Annotated in this window: 20 protein-coding genes and 2 other annotated features; of the genes, 5 read left to right on the forward strand and 15 right to left on the reverse strand. The window is 47.4% G+C overall.

The window, feature by feature from the left end:
- The first annotated feature begins 217 nt into the window (after positions 1 to 217).
- On the forward strand, positions 218 to 1,297 hold the full coding sequence (gene rsgA, locus C8D73_RS03450) for a ribosome small subunit-dependent GTPase A (RefSeq protein ID WP_113077292.1): 1,080 nt from the start codon (positions 218 to 220) through the stop codon (positions 1,295 to 1,297).
- Positions 1,298 to 1,380: 83 nt separating this feature from the next.
- Here the strand turns inward: rsgA and ilvB are convergent, their stop codons facing one another.
- The 6 genes from ilvB to ilvN form a co-directional block, all read right to left on the reverse strand.
- Positions 1,381 to 3,036, reverse strand: a complete 1,656-nt coding sequence (gene ilvB, locus C8D73_RS03455; RefSeq protein ID WP_113077293.1) for a biosynthetic-type acetolactate synthase large subunit — start codon at positions 3,034 to 3,036, stop codon at positions 1,381 to 1,383.
- A gap of 32 nt (positions 3,037 to 3,068) precedes the next feature.
- Positions 3,069 to 4,139 (reverse strand): 3-isopropylmalate dehydrogenase, encoded by a 1,071-nt coding sequence (gene leuB, locus C8D73_RS03460; RefSeq protein ID WP_113077294.1) that lies wholly within the window; start codon positions 4,137 to 4,139, stop codon positions 3,069 to 3,071.
- Positions 4,136 to 4,621 (reverse strand): 3-isopropylmalate dehydratase small subunit, encoded by a 486-nt coding sequence (locus tag C8D73_RS03465; RefSeq protein ID WP_113077295.1) that lies wholly within the window; start codon positions 4,619 to 4,621, stop codon positions 4,136 to 4,138. Before C8D73_RS03465 ends, leuB begins: the two co-directional genes overlap by 4 nt.
- The gene (gene leuC, locus C8D73_RS03470; protein ID WP_113077296.1) at positions 4,618 to 5,880 is read right to left on the reverse strand and encodes a 3-isopropylmalate dehydratase large subunit; all 1,263 of its coding nucleotides are present in this window, start codon (positions 5,878 to 5,880) and stop codon (positions 4,618 to 4,620) included. The genes C8D73_RS03465 and leuC overlap by 4 nt, the downstream gene beginning before the upstream one ends.
- A gap of 74 nt (positions 5,881 to 5,954) precedes the next feature.
- Positions 5,955 to 6,947, reverse strand: coding sequence for a ketol-acid reductoisomerase (gene ilvC / locus C8D73_RS03475; protein WP_113077297.1), 993 nt, complete (start codon positions 6,945 to 6,947; stop codon positions 5,955 to 5,957).
- Between the two features lie 59 nt (positions 6,948 to 7,006).
- Positions 7,007 to 7,546: an acetolactate synthase small subunit gene (gene ilvN / locus C8D73_RS03480; RefSeq protein WP_021717323.1), complete on the reverse strand. Its 540-nt coding sequence runs from the start codon at positions 7,544 to 7,546 to the stop codon at positions 7,007 to 7,009.
- A gap of 54 nt (positions 7,547 to 7,600) precedes the next feature.
- Positions 7,601 to 7,820: a binding site (T-box leader), on the reverse strand.
- A 206-nt stretch (positions 7,821 to 8,026) separates the two neighbouring features.
- Between ilvN and C8D73_RS03485 the strand changes: the two genes are divergently transcribed.
- Entirely contained in the window at positions 8,027 to 8,599 is a 573-nt protein-coding gene (locus C8D73_RS03485; protein WP_113077298.1) for a xanthine phosphoribosyltransferase, read from the forward strand.
- A gap of 55 nt (positions 8,600 to 8,654) precedes the next feature.
- Here C8D73_RS03485 and C8D73_RS11200 read toward each other — a convergent pair whose 3' ends face one another.
- The 4 genes from C8D73_RS11200 to C8D73_RS03500 all read right to left on the reverse strand — a co-directional run bounded on the left by C8D73_RS11200 (position 8,655) and on the right by C8D73_RS03500 (position 12,125).
- Positions 8,655 to 8,810 (reverse strand): hypothetical protein, encoded by a 156-nt coding sequence (locus C8D73_RS11200; protein WP_021717321.1) that lies wholly within the window; start codon positions 8,808 to 8,810, stop codon positions 8,655 to 8,657.
- Complete coding sequence (gene serA / locus C8D73_RS03490) at positions 8,807 to 10,381, reverse strand: phosphoglycerate dehydrogenase (protein WP_167457024.1); 1,575 nt, start codon at positions 10,379 to 10,381, stop codon at positions 8,807 to 8,809. The genes C8D73_RS11200 and serA overlap by 4 nt, the downstream gene beginning before the upstream one ends.
- A 55-nt stretch (positions 10,382 to 10,436) precedes the next feature.
- Positions 10,437 to 10,641 (reverse strand) — a binding site (T-box leader).
- 88 nt (positions 10,642 to 10,729) lie between these two features.
- Positions 10,730 to 10,951 (reverse strand): hypothetical protein, encoded by a 222-nt coding sequence (locus tag C8D73_RS03495; RefSeq protein WP_021717319.1) that lies wholly within the window; start codon positions 10,949 to 10,951, stop codon positions 10,730 to 10,732.
- The gene (locus tag C8D73_RS03500) at positions 10,938 to 12,125 is read right to left on the reverse strand and encodes a DNA recombination protein RmuC (RefSeq protein ID WP_113077300.1); all 1,188 of its coding nucleotides are present in this window, start codon (positions 12,123 to 12,125) and stop codon (positions 10,938 to 10,940) included. The genes C8D73_RS03495 and C8D73_RS03500 overlap by 14 nt, the downstream gene beginning before the upstream one ends.
- A gap of 160 nt (positions 12,126 to 12,285) precedes the next feature.
- Between C8D73_RS03500 and C8D73_RS03505 the strand changes: the two genes are divergently transcribed.
- The 3 genes from C8D73_RS03505 to C8D73_RS03515 are packed head-to-tail and all read left to right on the forward strand — an operon-like array spanning position 12,286 to position 17,062.
- Positions 12,286 to 12,891, forward strand: a complete 606-nt coding sequence (locus C8D73_RS03505; protein WP_113077301.1) for a TetR/AcrR family transcriptional regulator — start codon at positions 12,286 to 12,288, stop codon at positions 12,889 to 12,891.
- A 17-nt stretch (positions 12,892 to 12,908) separates the two neighbouring features.
- Entirely contained in the window at positions 12,909 to 14,030 is a 1,122-nt protein-coding gene (locus tag C8D73_RS03510) for an efflux RND transporter periplasmic adaptor subunit (protein WP_113077302.1), read from the forward strand.
- The gene (locus tag C8D73_RS03515; RefSeq protein WP_113077303.1) at positions 14,027 to 17,062 is read left to right on the forward strand and encodes an efflux RND transporter permease subunit; all 3,036 of its coding nucleotides are present in this window, start codon (positions 14,027 to 14,029) and stop codon (positions 17,060 to 17,062) included. The genes C8D73_RS03510 and C8D73_RS03515 overlap by 4 nt, the downstream gene beginning before the upstream one ends.
- A gap of 58 nt (positions 17,063 to 17,120) precedes the next feature.
- Here C8D73_RS03515 and C8D73_RS03520 read toward each other — a convergent pair whose 3' ends face one another.
- From C8D73_RS03520 to pheA, 5 genes are all read right to left on the reverse strand, one after another.
- Complete coding sequence (locus C8D73_RS03520) at positions 17,121 to 17,447, reverse strand: helix-turn-helix domain-containing protein (protein ID WP_021717314.1); 327 nt, start codon at positions 17,445 to 17,447, stop codon at positions 17,121 to 17,123.
- 249 nt (positions 17,448 to 17,696) lie between these two features.
- Positions 17,697 to 18,128, reverse strand: coding sequence for a type II 3-dehydroquinate dehydratase (aroQ, locus tag C8D73_RS03525; RefSeq protein WP_021717313.1), 432 nt, complete (start codon positions 18,126 to 18,128; stop codon positions 17,697 to 17,699).
- The gene (locus tag C8D73_RS03530) at positions 18,128 to 18,625 is read right to left on the reverse strand and encodes a shikimate kinase (protein ID WP_021717312.1); all 498 of its coding nucleotides are present in this window, start codon (positions 18,623 to 18,625) and stop codon (positions 18,128 to 18,130) included. The genes aroQ and C8D73_RS03530 overlap by 1 nt, the downstream gene beginning before the upstream one ends.
- On the reverse strand, positions 18,622 to 19,443 hold the full coding sequence (locus tag C8D73_RS03535) for a shikimate dehydrogenase family protein (protein ID WP_021717311.1): 822 nt from the start codon (positions 19,441 to 19,443) through the stop codon (positions 18,622 to 18,624). Before C8D73_RS03535 ends, C8D73_RS03530 begins: the two co-directional genes overlap by 4 nt.
- Before the next feature lie 12 nt (positions 19,444 to 19,455).
- Complete coding sequence (gene pheA / locus C8D73_RS03540; RefSeq protein ID WP_113077304.1) at positions 19,456 to 20,580, reverse strand: prephenate dehydratase; 1,125 nt, start codon at positions 20,578 to 20,580, stop codon at positions 19,456 to 19,458.
- Between the last annotated feature and the right edge of the window lie 2 nt (positions 20,581 to 20,582).

The raw sequence follows: 20,582 nt of genomic DNA on the forward strand, positions 1-20,582 counted from the left end.
TGACAAATATTCACTTATAGAATACGATGAAACCATACTGAAAGTTCAGCCTGTAAAATACAGGTATGTCCTGCAGATAAATCTATTAAGAAAAGAGGAATTTTTTATGTTTACATATGGTACATCGGATATTGCGCAGACCGGGAGGTTTGCATAATCTAATATTTTGCCGAACCTCCCAAAAGGCTTTAATATAACCTTTAGGAGGATAAAAAAAATGTCTAAAATAAATTTACAAACATTAGGATTTTCCGCAAAATTCGCTGAAGAAGCAGCCAGTTTTGGCTGTTTCCCTGTCGGACGCGTTTCAGCCCAGTATAAGGATCTTTACCGTGTCATAACCGAAACCGGGGAAGTACTGGCAGAGGTTTCAGGCAAGCTGCGCTTTAATGCCGCCGCACTTTCAGATTTCCCTGCCGTCGGTGATTTTGTTCTGCTTGACCGCACAGATACTGTTGAAGGAAGAGCGATCATCCATCATGTACTGCGCCGCAAAAGCGCGTTTATCCGCAAAGCTGCCGGTACAGGTAACTCTGAGCAGGTAGTCGCCAGCAATATCGATACGGTATTCATCTGTATGTCATTGAACAGCGATTTTAATCTGCGGCGTCTGGAACGGTATTTAGCCATTGCCTGGAGCAGCGGCGCACTGCCGATAGTTACTTTAACCAAAGCTGATTTATGTGATGACGTAGCTGCTAAAACAGCAGCGGCTGAGTCCGTTGCCATCGGCGCTGAAATACTTGTCACTTCTTCACTGGCCGATGCCGGTCACGAGCAAATACTTCCCTACTTGAAGTGCGGCAGTACGGCTGCCTTCATCGGTTCCTCAGGCGTAGGTAAATCAACTCTTATCAACCGTTTGGCTGGCACCGAATTTGCTACCAATGGTTTGCGAAACGATGATAAGGGTCGACATACAACAACCAGACGCGAACTCATCACCCTTACAAACGAGGCTTTAGTCATCGATACTCCGGGAATGCGGGAACTGGGTTTAGAAACGGCTGATTTATCCAAAAGCTTTGCTGATATCGACGAACTGTCCCAGCAATGCCGTTTTCGTGATTGTACCCATACCCACGAAACAGGCTGTGCCGTTCAGCAAGCTATCACAGACGGAATACTTGCCGCGGACAGACTGGCCAGCTATCAAAAGCTGCAGAAGGAAGTACGCTATGAAGGCCTTGATTCCAAACAGATCGAACTGGAAAAATTCAGTACCATGTTCAAAGATATTGGCGGTATGAAAAAAGCTCGCAAATTTCTGCATGACAACGACAAGCGCAGACGCTGAAAACTGTGCCGGTAATATTATCAACCGTAAATGACCGACAATAAAAAGAAACCAGCGTGTACTATAAAGTACACGCTGGTTTTTTATTGCTCTTTAAATTTTACAAAGTCACCGATTCCCAAACCGGGAGTGACCATCGGCTGTACCATATTTTTAGGGTCAAGAGCAACTTCGATGATATAAGGCGCGTCCAGCTGCATAGCTTTTTCAACTGCTGCTGCCAGGGCTTCAGGCGTATCGACATGCTCTCCGGCTACGCCAAAGGCTTCGCCGTATTTGACAAAATCGACATAGCCGGGCATTTCGCAGGAAGTAAACCGTTTATTGAACTGCACGGTCTGCAACTGACGAATCATGCCTAAGCCGCTGTTATTAAAGACTATCGCCGTCACCGGCAATTTATAGCTGGCGATCGTAAACAACTCCGAGCCGGTCATTTTGAATCCGCCGTCACCGCTGATACTGATCACCCTGCTTTTGGGGCGGGCCAGCTGTGCGCCCATAGCCGCCGGCAAGCCAAAGCCCATCGTTCCCAATCCGCCTGAAGAAATCCACTGGCGGGCAAACTGGATCTTGATATGCTGAGCAGCCCACATCTGATGCTGCCCGACGTCCGTAGTGATAATATAATCCTTATCTTTGATAACCGGGTTCAGGGCCTTGAAAAACTGCGGTGCAGCTTCGCCGCCGAAGTCCTCGTCCATACTGGGCCAGCTTTCGATCAGCTGCCACCAGGCATCAAGATCATGCTTGACGCTGCCTGCCTCCAGCATTTGCAAAGTTGTGTTCATATGACCGGAAATACCGATACTGGAATAAATATTTTTATCCAGCTCCGCCGGGTCGATATCTAAATGGATAACAGTTTTATTCGCGCTATAACTGCTGCGTTCACCGGTAACACGATCGTTAAACCGGCTGCCAACAGCCAGGATAAGATCGGCTTCCTTAACGGCGTTGTTGGCGCGTTCGTGTCCGTGCAGTCCCGTCATCCCTAAAAACAGACTGCGGTAGGCACTGATAGCGCCTAATCCCATCAGGGTGCTGACAACCGGGATACGCAGCTTTTCGCATAAATGCATGGCATCATATTCCGCATCGGCATTGATAACACCGCCGCCTACAAGCATGACCGGGCGCTGCGAAGCATTGATTGCCGCCACTGCGGCAGCGATCTGTTTTTCTTCCGGCAGCTCTTTCGCCAGCGGTTCCAGCTCGCCCGGCTCATAATCAAGCAAAGCGGTCTGCACATCGCGCGGCACATCTACCAGCACCGGGCCGGGACGGCCTGTTTTCGCCAGCTGGAAGGCCAGCCGGATCGTCTGCGCTAAATGTTCAGGACGCTTGACCAGGAAATTATGTTTGGTGATCGGCATGGTGATACCGGTGATATCTACTTCCTGAAATGCGTCGCGTCCGATCATTGCCACCGGCACCTGGCCGGTAATCGCTACGACAGGTATCGAATCTAAAAAAGCATTGGCGAGCCCCGTAACCAGATTGGTCGCTCCGGGGCCGGAAGTCGCTATACAGACGCCGACCTGACCGCCTGCACGGGCATAACCGTCAGCAGCATGGGCAGCACCCTGTTCATGTGCCGTCAGGATATGCCGAATGTCAGCCGCTTCACGCAAAGCGTCATAAAAAGGCAGGATCGCCCCGCCGGGGTAACCAAAAACCGTAGTAACTCCTTGCTCTGCCAAACATTTGACCATTACTTCTGCGCCGGTCATCTGCATAAACTCACTTCCTTCCAATACTCAAAAATACATCAGGCCAGTTCTGCGGCGATCAGCTGCCCCATCTGCGAGGTCGAAACTTTAGTCAGACCTTCACCGCAGAGATCAGGAGTGCGATAACCTTTTTCCAAAACTCTGTCAATTGCCGCTTCGATAGCATCGGCAGCAGCATCCTGATCCAAGGAATAACGCAGCATCATAGCTACGGAATAAATAGTTCCCAAGGGGTTAGCGATGCCCTGCCCTGCAATATCAGGAGCACTGCCGTGAATAGGCTCATACATACCGGTGCCGTCACCAAGGCTTGCAGAAGGGAGCATTCCGATACTCCCGGCAATCACTGACGCTTCATCCGAAAGGATATCGCCGAAAATGTTATTGGTGAGCACTACATCGAACTGGCCTGGATTGAGCACCAGCTGCATAGCACAGTTATCTACATAGAAATTATTCAGTTCGATCCCGCTGTAATCCTGCGCCTGCATTTCACCAACTATACGGCGCCACATCCTGGATGAAGCCAATACGTTAGCTTTATCGACGGAAGTTACTTTACCGCGGCGCTTTTTAGCAGCTTCAAAAGCAAATCTGGCAATGCGTTCTACTTCCGGGCGGGTATAGATTTCAACGTCAGAAGCCGTCTCTACGCCATCAGCATCAGGAGCAGCTTCATTTTTAGCGCCGAAATAAATGCCGCCGGTCAGTTCGCGTACGATCAAAAGATCAGTGCCGCTGACGCGTTCATTTTTAAGCGGCGATAAATGTGCGACAAAACGGGAAACCTTGATCGGACGCAGGTTACAGTACAGACCCAACGCTTTACGAATTCCGAGCAGCCCCTTTTCAGGACGGATCTCGGGAGCAACATTATCCCATTTAGGTCCGCCCACAGCACCTAGAAGCACGGCATCAGCAGTTTTTGCAGATGCAATAGTAGCTTCCGGCAGCGGTACTCCTGTAGCGTCGATAGCAGCGCCGCCGATCAGCTGTTTATCATATTCTATAGTCATACCGAATTTTTTGGCAGCGGCATCAAGTACTTCCACAGCGGCGTCAACAATCTCGACGCCAATGCCGTCGCCCGGCAGTAAAGTGATCTTCATTCTTGGTGTTCTCCTTTGACATAGTTGATAAGGCCGCCGCAGTCAGCGATCTTTTGAATAAATTCCGGCAATGGTTTGGTTTGGATAGTAATGCCTTTGTTAACGATTTTGATCTCGCCAGCAGCCATATTTACATCCAATTCATCACCGGCTGCAATTTTTTCAACATCCTTGCCAATTTCCAGCACCGGCAGCCCGATGTTGATTGCATTGCGGTAAAAAATACGGGCAAAGCTGTCGGCAATAATGCATTTTACGCCTTTAACTTTGATAACGACAGGAGCATGCTCGCGCGAAGAACCACAGCCGAAGTTTTTGCCGGCAACAACATAGTCGCCCGGCTGCACGTTAGGAGCAAAAGTAGTATCGATATCTTCCATAGCGTGCTCGGCCAATTCGTCAAAATCAGCAATATTCAAATAACGGGCGGGTATGATAACGTCGGTATCGACGTGGTCGCCGTAACGCCATACTTTACTCATTTCATTACCTCCTCTGGGCTTGCGATATAGCCTGTGATCGCACTGGCAGCCGCCACATAGGGGCTGGCCAGATAGACCTCGCTGTCGACATGACCCATACGTCCGCGGAAATTACGGTTGGTAGTCGAAACAGCACGTTCGCCAGCAGCCAGAATACCCATATAACCACCCAGACACGGTCCGCAGGTAGGGGTAGAAACTGCCGCACCGGCATCGATAAAGGTATCAATATAGCCCAAACGCATAGCTTCTTTATAAATTTCCTGAGTAGCAGGAATAATAATAGCGCGGACATGCGGATGTACCTTACGCCCCTGCATCACCTCAGCAGCCTGCTGCAGGTCTTCCAGACGACCGTTAGTGCAGGAACCGACAACGACCTGATCGATCTTGATATGGCCGGACTCAAACGCCGGATGTGTATTTTCCGGCAGATGCGGATACGAAACGACCGGCACCAGATCATCTAATTTGATAGTGATAACACGGTCATATACTGCGTCAGCATCGGCAGTAACCGCTGTCCACTGACGGCTGACACGACCATTGAGATAGGCAATAGTTTTTTCGTCGACCGGGAAAATACCATTTTTGCCGCCGGCTTCGATCGCCATATTGCAGATAGTGAAACGGTCGGACATTTCCAGTTCGGCAACGCCGTCGCCGCAGAATTCCAACGATTGATAACGGGCACCATCGACACCGATCATACCGATAAGCGTAAGAATGATATCTTTGCCCTTGACATATTTAGGCAGCTTACCGGTCAGCTCGACTTTGATCGTGGCAGGCACCTTGAACCAGGTAGTGCCGCTGGCCATAGCCGCACCAATATCGGTTTGACCCATGCCGGTGCTGAGCGCGTTCAGAGCGCCATAAGTACAAGTATGAGAATCGGCGCCAATAATGATCTCACCGGGAGCAACAAGACCGCTGTCAGGTAAAAGCGCATGCTCGATACCCATGCGGCCAACTTCAAAATAATTGGTGATTTCATGCTGACGTGCAAAATCGCGCATGCGTTTACACATAGTTGCCGACTTAATATCCTTACACGGAGAAAAATGGTCCGGAACTAACGCGATCTTATCCTTATCAAAAACAGGACGTCCGATTTTTTCAAATTCAGCTATCGCCGGCGGTCCGGTGATGTCGTTAGCTAAAACCAAATCCACCTGAGCAACCAGCAGATCGCCTGCCTGGACCGCATCGCGGCCTGCATGTTGGGCCAGGATTTTTTCCGTCATTGTCATACCCATAACTATAACCCTCCTAAGTTTATACGAAGCAGATCGCGGGGCCTCAGCCCCGCTCTGCCTAAGGTGTGTACTGATTATTTTTTCATCCAGCTCATCATGCCGCGCAGATTTTTGCCGACTTCTTCGATCGGATGCTCGGCGCCTTTGCGGCGCATAGCATTGAACGCCGGACGGTTAGCCTGGTTTTCAAGGATCCAGTTCTTAGCAAATGTACCGTCCTGGATCTCGGCCAGAACCTGTTTCATAGCAGCTTTAGTTTCGTCGGTGATGATACGTTTGCCGGTCACATAGTCGCCGTATTCGGCAGTATCAGAGATGGAGTGGCGCATTTTAGCCATACCGCCTTCATACATCAGGTCAACGATAAGTTTCATTTCATGCATACATTCAAAATATGCGCTTTCAGGTTTATAGCCTGCTTCTACCAGAGTTTCATAGCCTGCAGTGATCAGAGCGGTAACACCGCCGCAAAGCACAGCCTGTTCGCCGAAAAGATCTGTTTCAGTTTCTTCGCGGAAGGTAGTATCAAGCACGCCGGCACGTGTACCGCCAATGCCTTTGGCATAGGCAAGCGCAATGTCGTAAGCTTTGCCGCTGGCATCCTGATGCACAGCTACGAGACAGGGCACGCCTGCGCCTTCAGTAAAGACGCGGCGTACGAGATGACCTGGTCCTTTAGGAGCGACCATGAACACGTCGATGTCAGCAGGAGGTACGATTTGCCCAAAATGGATATTGAACCCATGCGCAAAAGCAAGAGCAGCACCGGCTTTCAGATTAGGCGCGATATCTTTTTTATAAGTGGCAGCCTGTTTTTCGTCAGGAATCAGCATCATGACTACGTCGGCTGCTTTAGCTGCATCAGCCGCAGTCATAACAGTCAGACCTGCCGCTTCTGCCTTGGCCCAGGATTTGGAGCCTTCATAAAGACCTACGATAACTTTAGCGCCGCTTTCTTTTAAGTTAAGGGCATGTGCATGGCCTTGAGAACCATAGCCGATAATGGCAATAGTTTTACCATTAAGCATTTCCCAGTTTGCGTCTTTGTCATAATACATTTTTACCATTGTGTCTACATCTCCTTTTTGTTTACCAGATTTATTTAATTTTGAGAACTGACATATTACTAAATAGCTGAAGGTTTACAACTGCTTTCAGGCCAGGAATAACGCGATTTGCTGACATCCATAGCCGCATCGCCCCGTTCCAGCGCCACAAGGCCGGTCTGTACCATTTCCAGGATACCGTAGGGACGCATCACGTCGACAAAAGCATTCAGCTTATCATCGATGCCTGTAGCCAGAAAGATAAGCGATTCCCCGGTCACATCGACAGCGTGGGCCCTGAAAACATCTGCCAGCCGCAGCAGCTCGAGCCGTTTGTCACCGGCGTGCACCTTGACCATGACCATACTGCGTTTGGCACTTGCCTTAGGCGGCAGGACTTTCACAGCCTCTACCTCGACCAGCTTGGCCAACTGTTTGCAGACCTGCTTGATAGTTGCATCGTCAGCCTGCATGGTAACAGTCATCCGCGAAAATTCAGGATTCTGCGTAATGCCGACTGCCAGACTGTCGATATTAAAGCCGCGCCGCGAGAACATGCCCGCGACCCGCATCAGAACACCGGGCTGGTTACGCACTACGATAGATAGGATCTGCTCCATTTTGCCACCTCCCATGGAAAATTGGTATAAAAAAACGCCCCCACCTGCTTAGCAGATAGGGGCGACTTTCACCGCGGTACCACCCTAATTTGACCTCATTGTCTCAGAGCCTTCGCTCTAAACGCCTAACGCTGCGCCGGCGTCGTTTCCTACTGCTGGTTCAGAAACGCGGCTCCCGGGTGAGTCTTATCGCTGTACCGCTACGGCTTTCACCAACCGCCGTCTCTCTAAAATCGGTAACATCAGCAACTTTGTTCCCATTCAATGCCTTTATTATCAAGTTGTACAAACAAAAGCTAATTTGTTCGTGCTATGTTTTACATTATGCCAGCATTTTCTATGCTTGTCAAGATTTTTTTGTATCATTCTTTTGTGATTTTTCTGAATTTTGTTTTTCTTTTACAAAAACACTGGACTAAATGTCAATAATATCATATTCTATAATATTATAAGAAAGTAAAAAGTTCGAGGTGCTTGTCCATGAAACTGCTCAAAGAAAAAATCATGTCCGAAGGCTTGGTCTTAAACGACGCTATTTTAAAAGTCGATTCTTTTTTAAATCACCAGATCGACCCTGAATTGATGATGGAGATCGGCAAAGAATTCCACCGCCGTTTTTCAGGCTGCGGAATTACTAAAATCTTTACGATCGAGTCCTCAGGGATCGCCTGCGCCCTGCCTGCCGGTCTGTGTATGCATGTACCGGTAGTATTCGCACGCAAACAGAAATCGGCGCTTATGAGCAGCGAGGCTTACAGCACCAAAGTATACTCCTTCACCAAAAAAGTCACCAGTGATGTGACCGTTCTCAAAAAATTTTTACCGGCCGGCGAAAAGATCCTCATCATCGATGATTTTCTGGCTAACGGCGAAGCGGCCCTTGGTCTGGCTAACATCGTCCAGCAGGCCGGCAGCGAAGTAGTAGGTATCGGCATAGTTATCGAAAAATCATTCCAGCCGGGGCGTCAGCGCCTTATCGACGCCGGCTTCCGTGTAGAATCACTGGCCCGTGTCCAGGCCTTTAAGGACGGTAAAGTAATTTTTGCCGAATAATTTATCGGATATAGATACTAAAACACCCGTTACTCAATGAGTAACGGGTGTTTTTTTAATCGTTACGACGTTTATATTTGATGAACATATGGCAAACAGCAAGTCCCATCACGATATATGCAAGAAGGTTGATATCCTCGTTCAAGTCCTTAAAAGCGACATAACCCATCAAAACGACGATACCAATTTCTCTGTTGAAGCTCGTAATCACAGTTTTACAAGGTTGACCTGCAGGATACCGTCGAGCCCCTGCAGAAGTTTCAGTGTTTCTTTACCTACTTCGCTGTCCACGGTCATAAACATCATGGCGTTACCGTCTTTAAGATTACGGCTGACCTGCATGGTCGCGATATTGACCTTGCTCGCACCTAAAAGCGTGCCGATCTGCCCGATCATACCGGGTTTATCCTGGTTGCGTGCCACCAGCATGAACGGAGCCGGAGTAAGGTCGAACTGGTAACCGTCGATTTCGATGACGCGGATCTCTTTTTCACCAAAGACAGTACCGGCTACGGTAAAGATATTACCTTTAGAATGGATCTTGACCTCTAAAAGATTATGTTTGCCTGCATGTTTGCTCTCTATAACGTCGACTCCGCGGCTTTCTGCAGTCAGCGCGGCATTGACATAATTAACGCGTTCCTTGAGGATGGGTTCAAAAACGCCTTTTAAAACAGCACGCGTCAGCATACCTGTTTCCATTTCTGCAACCTCGCCGGTATAGATGATCTCTACCTTTTCGACAGCTGCTTTTTCCAGCTGATAATAAAGCTTGCCCAGATATTCGCCCAAGGTCAGGTAGCCCTGCATTTCTTTCAGCTCTGTCGGCTGCAAAGTCGGCAGATTGACTGCATTCGGCACCATTTCTCCATGCAAAGCTGCAATGACCTCTTCTGCAATGGCAATACCCACATTATCCTGCGCTTCTGTTGTATCAGCACCAAGATGAGGCGTTAAGACACATTCCGGCAGATCGATCAGCGGCGAGATCGGTTTCGGTTCGTCTACCAGTACGTCGATACCGGCGCTGGCAACGATGCCTTCCTTGATAGCTGCCGCCAGGTCATTTTCATTGATCAGGCCACCGCGGGCGCAGTTTACTACACGCACGCCACGTTTGCATTTTGCAAATTCTTTGGCTGTAATCATATCAAAAGTTTCTTCCGTTTTAGGCGTATGGATACTGATAAAATCAGCTTGTTCCAACAATTCATCCAGTGTTTCACATTTTTCGGCGCTGTATTTACGGAAACGTGCATCGGCAATATACGGATCATAAGCTACGATCTTCATCCCGAAAGCCTGCAGTCTGGTAGCCACCAAACCGCCGATACGGCCAAGGCCGATGATGCCCAGAGTTTTACCAAGCAGCTCGCTGCCTTTTAAACCGGTACGGTCCCAGACCCTGGATTCGATCATTTTATGAGCTTTGACGACATTACGGGCAGAACTCAGCAGCAGGCCGATAGTATGCTCGGCAGCCGATACGATATTAGATTCCGGGGTATTGACAACGATAATACCGCGTTTAGTCGCCCCTTCCATTTCAATATTATCAACACCGTTGCCGGCGCGGCCAACCACCTTTAAATTAGTGGCGTGCTTATAAAATTCTTCATTGATCTTAGTAACGCTGCGAACTACGATTGCATCATATTCAGGAATGATCTTCAGCAGTTCTTCCCTTTCGATATCAAAACGCACGTCTACATCAAAATCCGGCACTGCCTGCAGCAAAGCCACACCCTTGTCGGAAATTTTTTCAGTTACAATAATTTTCATTGTCCATCGCTCCATTCACCTGTAAAATAAAAAACTCCCGGCTTGATCAATTACAATCAAGGACGAGAGTTCTACTCACGTGGTGCCACCTTTTTTCGCCGCACAGCGCGGCCTCATTGCCGATATATCGGTCGGACCCGGACAGGTTGCTACCCCTGTCTCCTCCGGAGCGGAATTCAGTTTTTAGACGTTACGGCTTGCACTGACCGCCGCTTCTCTTTGCCGCCTGCCAACTTACTTTTCTCCATCGTCGGATAAATGAACTATGTAATTTTCAAGCTTGTATCAATTATAGTCCGACACTTTTGGCTTGTCAAGCAGCACAAAAATGTTTTTGTGTAATACATCTTACAGTTTTTCCAACATTTTTATCAAAGGATAAATACCAACTGTCAAAGCAACAGCCATGCTGACACTGTCAATATCTATTTTGCCAATGTACAGGCTGTTCAGCCCTGCAGCAAAGATCATCGTCAGCCAGAACATAGCGTACAATGCCACAAAAATCTGCACCCACCAGGGCTGCTCCTTATAAAGCGGCTGTTCCTGTTCGTTATTATTCTCGTTCATGCAAAACCTCCTCCTGCCACTCCAAAGTATCTTCTTCGTCTTTCCTGCCGTCAAGACGTTTATTGATTACACGGCTGCGTCTGGCTGCAGCGTCGATATGCCCGCTGGCTTCCTGCAGTTTCTTTTTTGTTTTATCGAGCAATAAGCTGAAAGTCACAAAATCCTGCTTAACGGCAGCGATCGTTCGCCAGACTTCACCAGTACGTTTTTCGATAGCCAAAGTTTTAAAACCCATTTGCAGACTGTTGAGCAGCGCTGCCAAGGTAGTCGGCCCTGCCACGCAAACGCGGTACGTTCTCTGCAGCTCATCCAGCAGTCCCGGCAAATTTACCGCTTCGGCAAACAGCCCCTCGATCGGCAAATACATGATCGCAAAATCAGTCGTCTGCGGCGGACACAAATATTTATTCTGGATATCCCTGGCTTCACTTTTCAGCCGCCGTTCAAGCTGCTTGAGCGCAATATCGGCAGCAGCTGTATCAGCCTGCTCGCGCGCCTCCAGCAGGCGCTGAAAATCCTCCTGCGGAAATTTAGCATCAATCGGCAGCCATACCGTTTCATCCTTGCTGCCCGGCAGCTTCAGCGCAAATTCAACCCTTTCCGCACTGCCCTGCTTCACAGCAACATTTTCGGCAAATTGCTCCGGTGCCAGCAAATCACGCAGCAAAACTCCCAGCTGCATTTCGCCCCAGATACCACGGTTCTTTACATTAGAAAGGATGCGTTTCAAATCGCCGACACCGCCGGCCAGGGTCTGCATTTCACCTAACCCTCGATGAACCTGCTCCAACCGCAGGCTGACCTGCTGAAAGGATTCTCCCAACCGCCGTTCCAAAGTCGACTGCAGTTTTTCATCAACAGTCAGGCGGATCTGTTCCAAATTAGCCGCAGTGCTTTCCGTCAGCTTTTCCAGTTTTTTATCCAGCTGCTCTCCCAAACGGTCAGAAGCTGCCTGACTTTCCATTCTGGCCGCACGGGCCAGAGTGTTTTGTTCGCTGCGCAGATCGCGTACATTCTCATAAAAACGTCGTTCCAGGCTTTCCAGCTGACTGTTCACCTCAGCTCCCAGTTCTTGTCCCTGCTGCCGCCGTGTCTGCAGAAGCCGCCACAGCATTATGAAAATCACCGCCTGCATTAAAACCAGCAGCAATAATAGTATCGTTTCCACTGTCATAGCCAAACTCTCTTTCCTTGATATTTATTAATTTATTATAGCAGATTAGCAAGTATTCTACACTGTCTTTTCTTATTTTTACATATTTACGTTACGATCCAGTTGGTGATATAATTATTAATAATTAATTGTTTAATTAATATTCAAAGGAGTGTTCTATATGAATCCAGTTGAAGCATCTGCCTCTTCAGCAGAAAAAATTCTTTTAGCAGCAACCGATTTATTTGCAGCTAATCACTTTAATGGCGTTTCCATCAAAGAAATCGCAAAAAAATCCGGGGTCAACAGCGCTTTGATCTCTTACTATTTCGGCGGCAAAAAAAATCTTTATCAGGAAGTTCTCAACGAACAGTCAAATTTATTTTTAAATCTGATCGCCCGAGTCAGCAGTAAGGACATAGCTCCTCTGGCTAAGCTGCGCGAATATATCACTGCAATTTCCGAGGTACAGAAGCTGCATCCTCACCGTATCCATCTCATTTACCGCGAGCTTTTGACCCCCACTTTTATGTGTGACAGCTTTATTAAAAACCGCTTATACAAAATCCATAAATTTATGTCCGAGCTGGTTACAGAAGCCATAGCTGACGGCAGTATCCGTAATAATATGCAGCCTACACATGTAGCTTTTACTTTGGAAAGCATCATCGTTTTCTTTTTTCTCACACATGATCAGATCCGTGATCTGGGACATTTTGAAAATGGTACTGAAAGCACTTATTTGGAAGAAGCTTTAAACACTTATTTGTCTTCCATTACCAATTAGTTCAGGAGGGCACCGACATGTCGATCAAAGAAATTTTCAGCAAGCTTCCATTTACAAAACGTCATTTGTATATTTTGGCAGCAACAGTGGCTATATTGCTGCTGTACCATATAATCAGCAATGTTTTCGCCAAGCCCGATATAGTAAAAGAAGTTCCTTATGTCCGTACTGTAACCGTCGGTAAAAAAACTGTCGATAATACATCTTCCTATCCCGGCGAGGTACGCGGTCGTTATGAAAGCGATCTGGCCTTTCAGGTTGCCGGTAAAATCATCAGCCGCAGCGTCAATTTAGGCGATACAGTAAAAACCGGCGATATCCTGATGCAAATCGACCCCAAAGACATCGAGCAGAGTTTTGAAGCCAGCCAGGCAGCTGTAACAGCCGCCGAAGCCAATTATAAGCTGGCCCGCGACAATGCATCCCGTTACACGGCCTTATACAACAGCGGTGGTGTCAGCAAAGCCATGATGGAGCAATATAATACGCAGATGGAAGCGGCCGCTTCCAGCCTGCGTCAAGCCCAGGCCCAACTGATCACCAACAGTAACCAATTATCCTATACGCAGCTTATTGCAGACCATGACGGCGTAGTAGCCAATGTAAGCGGCGAAGTGGGTCAAGTAGTAGCTGCCGGAACTCCTGTTGTGACAGTTGTCCAAAGCGGCGAACAGGAAATCCAGATCTATGTCCCTGAAAACCATTTGGATAAAATCTATCCTCAACAGTCAGCCAAGATCAATTTCTGGGCTTTAGAAAACGTTTCGGCAGATGGTTATATCCGCGAAATAGCACCAATGGCTGACAGCGTTACCCGTACCTACAAAGTTCGTGTAGCCGTAACGCAAATGCCTGCAGCAGTCAAATTGGGGATGACTGCCAAAGTACACCTGCAAAACGGTACTGACAGCAGTATTTTGCTGCCGGCCACCGCCATTTATCAAACAGGAGGAAACCCTCAGGTCTGGCTCGTTACCAATAATAAAGTACATACCCATGAAGTTTCTATCGGCGGTTATGAAGGCAATAACGTCAGGATCTCTGACGGTCTGCAGCAGGGAGATATCGTCGTTGTCGGCGGCGTCAACAAACTGGCAGAAGACCAAAACGTCCGTCTGGAAGCTGGTGTCAGCCAATGAAAAACAACTGGGCCGCCTGGTCGATCAAACATAAGCAAATAATTTACTTTTTTATGTTTCTCTGTCTGGTCATGGGCATCTATTCTTATAATTCCTTAGGCCGCAGCGAAGACCCCAGTTTTACTATCAAGCAAATGGTAGTTTCGGCAGCCTGGCCGGGAGCAACCGCTAAAGAGGTAGAAGAACACCTGACAGACAAGATCGAAAAACAATTGCAGACAGTACCTAATATTGACAGGATAACCAGCTATTCACGTCCCGGAACTGCTGTTATCAATGTTTATCTGCAGGATACAGTACCGGTCAAAGAAATCAAACAGCGCTGGCTGGAATTGCGTAATATTGTCAATGATGGCAAAGGTGACTTGCCCGATGGTGCTTTAGGACCGTTTTTCAACGACCGTTTTGACGACGTCTATGGAAATATCTACGCAGTCACCTCTGACAGCTTCTCCTATGAGGAAATGCGCGTAGTAGCCGAAAATATCAAAGATAAATTCTTTCAGATACCTGATGTCAAAAAAGTAGAACTAGTAGGAGTACAGCCTGAAAAAATCTATATCCAGATGTCTAATGCCAAGCTGGCACAGCTGGGCATACCGATCGATACACTGGCTTCTACGATCCAGGCAGAAACAGCTGTCACACCGTCCGGCATGGCTGAAAGTGACAGCACTAATACCTATCTGCGTCTGACCGGTTCCCCTGATACACTGGCCAATATCAGCAATATTCCCATCCAGGCTAATGACCGTACCTTCCGTCTGGGTGATATTGCCGAAATCAAACGCGGCTATGCTGAACCGGCTGAACCGAAAATGTACTTTAATGGTCAGCCAGCCGTAGGTATCGCCATTTCTATGGAAGACGGCGGTAATAATATCAAATTGGGTGCAAATCTTGATCAGGCTGTTCGGCAAATCCAACAGGAACTGCCGCTCGGCTTCGAACTGGGACAAGTCGCCAACCAGCCGCAGGTAGTAAAAAACGCCATCGGTGAATTTACCGACAGCCTGCTTGAAGCCATCCTTATCGTGCTGGCAGTCAGTCTGCTCAGTCTGGGACGGCGCTGCGGCTATGTCATTTCGGTCTGCATACCGCTGGTACTTTTAGGAACTTTTATCGGCATGTATGCCATGAACATCGATCTGCACAAAGTATCTCTGGGAGCGCTGATCATTTCTCTGGGCATGCTGGTAGACGATGCGATCGTTGTCGTCGAGCTGATGGAAGTCAAAATGTCAGAAGGCTGGGAACGCACTAAAGCGGCCAGCTATGCCTTTGAAACCTGTGCCATGCCGCTGCTGACAGGTACACTGATTACCTGTACCGGCTTTATGCCGATATTTTTCGCCAAATCCAGTGCCGCCGAATTTGCTTCTTCACTTTTTCCTGTTATCTCAACAGCACTGCTGCTTTCCTGGGTCATTTCAGCAACTGTAGCGCCTGTTTTGGGACACGCCTGGATCAAGCCTAAACAGCTCATTAACGAAAACGATGTTTACAATACTGCTTTTTATAAAAAGTTTCGCAGCGTCCTTTCCTGGTCGATGCTGCACCAGAAAATAGTTATTCTGAGCACGGTCAGTATCTTTATCGGTTCCCTGTTATTAGTCCCGCTGATCAAGCAGGAATTTTTTCCGGCTTCTGTGCGCCCTGAACTTCTGGTAGAGCTCAATTTACTTGAAGGCAGCAGTATCAAAGCCACGGATGAAGCCGCCCTGAAACTGACCAATATGCTGAAGGATAATCCTGATGTTGAAAGCATCGGTTCTTATGTTGGAAAAAGTGCTCCGCGTTTCGTCCTCGTAATGGACCCTGTCCAACCGCGTAACAATTATGCACAGCTGGTAGTAGTTGCTAAAGATATTGATGCCCGTAAACGTTTAGAACCGCAAATACGCGAGCTTGTAGCAGCTAATCTCCCCAATGTCGTCAGTTATTCACGTTCTATCCCGCTGGGTCCGCCGGCAGCTTATCCTGTGATGCTGCGCGTAACCGGTCCGGATGACAATATTGTTAAAGAATATGCCCAAAAAGTACGCACAGTTATGGCTCAGAATCCAGCCGTGACCATGACGCGTTTCGATTGGATGGAGCAAAACGGAGCTGCTAAACTTACCATCGACAACGATAAACTGCGGCAGATGGGATTGAGCCGTAAAGAAGTCGCCACTGCTTTGCAGGCCGAAATTTCCGGTTATACCGTAGCTCAATATCTGGAAGGAGACCAGGCTATTGACATGGTTTTCCGTCTGCAGCCTGTTGACCGCTCTACCGTCACCGAGCTTGAGACCTTAACTATCCCCACATCTGCAGGTGCGGTGCCGTTGTCACAGGTAGCCCGTCTCAGTTACGAATCAGAAAACGGTATGATCTGGCGCCGTAACCTGCTGCCGACAATCACTGTCTGCGGCGGTATCGGCGAAGGCGTTACCGGCAACGATATCACGCAGCAGGTTTACGATGACCTTGCAGAACTGAGGCAAAATCTTCCGAATGGCGTTACGATCGAAATCGGAGGCAGTTTGGAAGACAGCGCTAAAACTTTAGGTTATCTGTTAGAACCTGTACCTGTAATGCTGCTGCTCATGATGATACTCCTGATGCTGCAGCTGAAAGATATCCGCAAGCTGTTTATCATTCTTTGTACAGCACCGCTTGGCGTAACAGGCGTTATGCTGGGATTGATAATTTTCAACGCACCGCTTGGTTTTATGGCCGAACTTGGTATCCTGGCCCTGACTGGTATCATCATTCGTAATTCTGTCGTGCTGATAGATCAGATAGACCTGCATTTGCAGGCCGGCAAATCTCCCTGGGAATCCGTACTGGAATCAGCTATCGTACGTTTCCGCCCTATTATGCTGGCTGCACTTACAACGATCCTGGGACTGATACCGATGTTTACCAGCCCCTTCTGGAATTCGATGGCCGTAGCTATTGCCTGTGGGCTGTCCGCTGCTACATTGCTGACCTTGATCGTATTGCCGGTCATCTATGCGGCTGTTTTTAAAATCAAACCCGAATAAATAAAATAAAGCAGACTGCGAGCTACAGCTCGCAGTCTGCTTTATTATTGCAACAGCTTTAATCCTTTTTCAAAATAACACGTGCCAGTTTGCAAATAACCTTTAATTCTTCCATATCGGCTCTTTCAAGCACTGTTTTCAACTCATCATTAAAAATAACCTGACTGTTGCTGACAGTATCACTCAAAAATTCATCAACAGAAGTGTTCAAGGCATTAGCTATGGCAACCAGTGTCTCCAGTCCAATTTTAGTATGAGCAGTTTCAATATTGCTCATATGCGGTTTGGAAATGCCGATCTTCTCTGCCAGATCTTTCTGCAGAACACCTTGCTTGATCCTCGTCAATTTGATTCTTTTGCCGATGGAACAGTAATCAATCATCATGAATAAGCCTCCCCATATATTTTCCTAATATTCATATTAGCATATAAATTTCACTATCAGGTATGCAAAATTTGCTATGCATAAATTATATAACATAAAATTTAATTTTGTAAAGTTCTTGAACCCTATTTATTGTTTATTTTTGATGTTTATATACTAGAGTATATTGAAATTAACAAAAATTAAAGCACAACCCAGTTGTGCTTTACATCTTTTACATCTTTTACTTCTTTTTCAGTTTTTATAAGCTTAACCCTTTTCCGCCAGCGCTCTGAGCGCTAAAGCATAACCCTGGAAACCCAACCCGCATATCTGCCCCAGGCAGGCAGCAGCCGTTACTGATCTATGCCGAAATTCTTCCCTGGCATGGATATTGCTCAAATGCACTTCTATCGTCGGCAAAGCCACTGCTTTTATAGCATCCAGCAAAGCTACACTGTAATGCGTCAATGCCGCAGGATTGATAACGATACCGTCAAATTTTCCATAAGCCTGCTGGATCAGCGTGACTAATTCACCTTCAAAATTACTTTGCCTTACTTCTACTTCCACATTTAATGCCGCAGCTTCCTGCCCGATATATTCACACAAGGCTGCATAATCCTGTTGACCATAAATATTTTTTTCACGTACGCCCAACATATTGATATTCGGACCATTCAAAACCAAAATTTTTTTCATCAGCTTTCTCTCCTTGCCAACTCCAGTAATGCCTGTAACGCTGCTTCCCGCTCACCGTTATTATCTATGATATGATCGTGATACCTGCGGTATAGTTCGATTCGTTCCGCATACAAGTCAAAAACTTTCTGCCGCCCTGCTGCTAATAAAGGGCGGCTTTCTGTATCTATGTCCTGTACAATTTTTTCTGGCAGCCTGTCTATAAAAACGATAATGCCGCCGTTTTTTAATACCTCGATATTCTCTGAGCGTTTGACTACACCGCCGCCGGCAGCGATCACACACCCTTCCAATTCTGACAGATGCCTGACTGCCCTGGTTTCAGCATCGCGGAAGCACGCTTCGCTGACTGCGAACAGCTCCTTGATAGTCTTGCCTTCCAGCTTTTCAAGCACATTATCAGCATCATAAAAAGGACGCTTCAGATGCTGCGCCAACAATCTGCCCAAAGTTGATTTCCCGCAGCCCGGCATTCCGATCAAGACGATATTTTTCATAGCTGTTTTTCCATCTCAGCGGCAACTTTTAAAATGACATCGTTTGAAATTTCTCTTTGCAGCCAGATCTCCTCTGCTGCTACAGCCTGAGCTACCAGCATAAGCATCCCGTTCACAGCCTTTTTACCCAGCTGCTCTGCCTGCTGCAAAAACAAAGTTTTAGCGGGATTATAAATCAGATCGACCGCTGTTTCAAAATGCTCGACAGTTTCCAGACCTACCGGCGATACATCGGTCTTGGGATACATCCCAACAGGAGTGCAATTGATCAGTAAATCACCGGTATAACGCTCTAAATGTACGTAGTTGACGAATTGCGTCGGTACACTACTGCACAAGGTTTTCATATACGGAGCTATGCTTTGAGTATTACGGGAAACTAAAAATATCTTAGAAACACCGTGATCGATTAAATATTGAAGTACAGCTCTTGAAGCGCCGCCCGTACCTAAAACAGCCGCGCTTTTGCCCTGTACTTCGATGCCGTTATTTTCCAGCAAACGCCCAAAACCTGCATAATCGGTATTATAGCCGCGAATTGCACCGTTATGAAAATGGATCGTATTAACGGCTCCAATAGCCTGCGCTTCCATACTTAAAGTAGTCAAAGCAGCCATTACATTGATCTTGTGCGGAATGGTTACATTGACTCCGCAGTATTTACCACGCAATTCATGCACGCTCGCATATAATTCTTCAGGAGGTATCTCCAGCAGATCATATGTTCCTTCGACACCCAATTCTTTAAAGATCAGCTGATGTATCTGCGGTGATAAACTGTGTCCCAAACGCGCTCCAATCAAGCCAAAATGAACCATAACACAAACCTCCTATCTACCATCGGCAGGATAATTGCCTAATATCTTACAATATGCACAGCTGTCGGAAAGCTGTTCTAATGCCTGACGTACTCTTTCTTCACGCAGGTTGCCTACCAGGTCGATATGGAAGAAATATTCCCATGATTTACCTTCGATCGGCCGGGATTCCAAATTCATCATATTTAAACCGCTGTGATAAAAATGTCCTAAAGTCCTGTATAATGACCCCGGTTCATGTTTTACTGCCACTACTACCGTAATTTTATTAGCATTAGGCGCCTGTTCCGCTTCGTTAGAAATGACGATAAACCGGGTATAATTATTGGAATTATAGTTGATATTGGCGGCAAGAATCTGCAGCCCATACATTTCCGCAGCCTGCTTACCAGCCACCGCCGCCAAATGCTTATCCTGCTTTTCCCTCACTGTTTCTGCACTTTTAGATGTGCTGAAATAAGGCACTAACTCCATCTGCGGATACTGATGAAAAAACTCTTTACTTTGTGCAAAGCCCTGCGGATGTGAATAAACAGTAGTAACATCTTCGAGCTTAGCACCTTGAACGCCCAAGAGATTGTGCTCTATTTTCACGCACTGCTCACCAACAATAGAACAATCGTGATGCCGCAGCAGATCATAAACTTCGGTAATACCTCCGGTCGAAGAATTTTCGATCGGCAAAACACCGTATTTGATCTCACCGTTTTTGACCGCCTGCACTACATCCTCAAACAAAGCATAATGATGTCTGTTTATATGCTGTCCTGCAAAATATCTCTCCAAAGCCTGATGACTGTAAGACCCCGGCATTCCAAAACAGCCAACCTCCATGACCTCCTCCTGCGGCAGAACTCGCGGCTCTGCCAGCAGTACATGCTCCAAAGCCCTGCTCTGCTCCATGATGGTCGTCATCATCGCTGTAACAGCCGGTGCATACTCTTTATGCTGTAAACGCATACAGGCCTTTGAGAGCACCTGAGCTTCCCGAGCCGCATCAAGCACCGGCAGCCCCTGCTGTTTTTTATAGGCCGCAACTTCCAGCACTGCCTCCATCCGTTCTTCCAACGCCGCAACCAGCTGGGCATCGATCTTGTCGATACGGCGGCGGATCGCCTCTAAATCCAATTTTTCCATGC

This window comes from Phascolarctobacterium faecium DSM 14760, assembly GCF_003269275.1.
GTDB classification, from domain to species: domain Bacteria; phylum Bacillota; class Negativicutes; order Acidaminococcales; family Acidaminococcaceae; genus Phascolarctobacterium; species Phascolarctobacterium faecium.

Excerpts from the sequence above, each read along its gene's own strand:
- rsgA (WP_113077292.1), top strand. The coding sequence starts at position 218 with ATGTCTAAAATAAATTTACAAACATTAGGATTTTCCGCAAAATTCGCT.
- ilvB (WP_113077293.1), bottom strand. The coding sequence starts at position 3,036 with ATGCAGATGACCGGCGCAGAAGTAATGGTCAAATGTTTGGCAGAGCAA.
- leuB (WP_113077294.1), bottom strand. The coding sequence starts at position 4,139 with ATGAAGATCACTTTACTGCCGGGCGACGGCATTGGCGTCGAGATTGTT.
- C8D73_RS03465 (WP_113077295.1), bottom strand. The coding sequence starts at position 4,621 with ATGAGTAAAGTATGGCGTTACGGCGACCACGTCGATACCGACGTTATC.
- leuC (WP_113077296.1), bottom strand. The coding sequence starts at position 5,880 with ATGGGTATGACAATGACGGAAAAAATCCTGGCCCAACATGCAGGCCGC.
- ilvC (WP_113077297.1), bottom strand. The coding sequence starts at position 6,947 with ATGGTAAAAATGTATTATGACAAAGACGCAAACTGGGAAATGCTTAAT.
- ilvN (WP_021717323.1), bottom strand. The coding sequence starts at position 7,546 with ATGGAGCAGATCCTATCTATCGTAGTGCGTAACCAGCCCGGTGTTCTG.
- C8D73_RS03485 (WP_113077298.1), top strand. The coding sequence starts at position 8,027 with ATGAAACTGCTCAAAGAAAAAATCATGTCCGAAGGCTTGGTCTTAAAC.
- serA (WP_167457024.1), bottom strand. The coding sequence starts at position 10,381 with ATGAAAATTATTGTAACTGAAAAAATTTCCGACAAGGGTGTGGCTTTG.
- C8D73_RS03495 (WP_021717319.1), bottom strand. The coding sequence starts at position 10,951 with ATGAACGAGAATAATAACGAACAGGAACAGCCGCTTTATAAGGAGCAG.
- C8D73_RS03500 (WP_113077300.1), bottom strand. The coding sequence starts at position 12,125 with ATGACAGTGGAAACGATACTATTATTGCTGCTGGTTTTAATGCAGGCG.
- C8D73_RS03505 (WP_113077301.1), top strand. The coding sequence starts at position 12,286 with ATGAATCCAGTTGAAGCATCTGCCTCTTCAGCAGAAAAAATTCTTTTA.
- C8D73_RS03510 (WP_113077302.1), top strand. The coding sequence starts at position 12,909 with ATGTCGATCAAAGAAATTTTCAGCAAGCTTCCATTTACAAAACGTCAT.
- C8D73_RS03515 (WP_113077303.1), top strand. The coding sequence starts at position 14,027 with ATGAAAAACAACTGGGCCGCCTGGTCGATCAAACATAAGCAAATAATT.
- C8D73_RS03520 (WP_021717314.1), bottom strand. The coding sequence starts at position 17,447 with ATGATGATTGATTACTGTTCCATCGGCAAAAGAATCAAATTGACGAGG.
- aroQ (WP_021717313.1), bottom strand. The coding sequence starts at position 18,128 with ATGAAAAAAATTTTGGTTTTGAATGGTCCGAATATCAATATGTTGGGC.
- C8D73_RS03530 (WP_021717312.1), bottom strand. The coding sequence starts at position 18,625 with ATGAAAAATATCGTCTTGATCGGAATGCCGGGCTGCGGGAAATCAACT.
- C8D73_RS03535 (WP_021717311.1), bottom strand. The coding sequence starts at position 19,443 with ATGGTTCATTTTGGCTTGATTGGAGCGCGTTTGGGACACAGTTTATCA.
- pheA (WP_113077304.1), bottom strand. The coding sequence starts at position 20,580 with ATGGAAAAATTGGATTTAGAGGCGATCCGCCGCCGTATCGACAAGATC.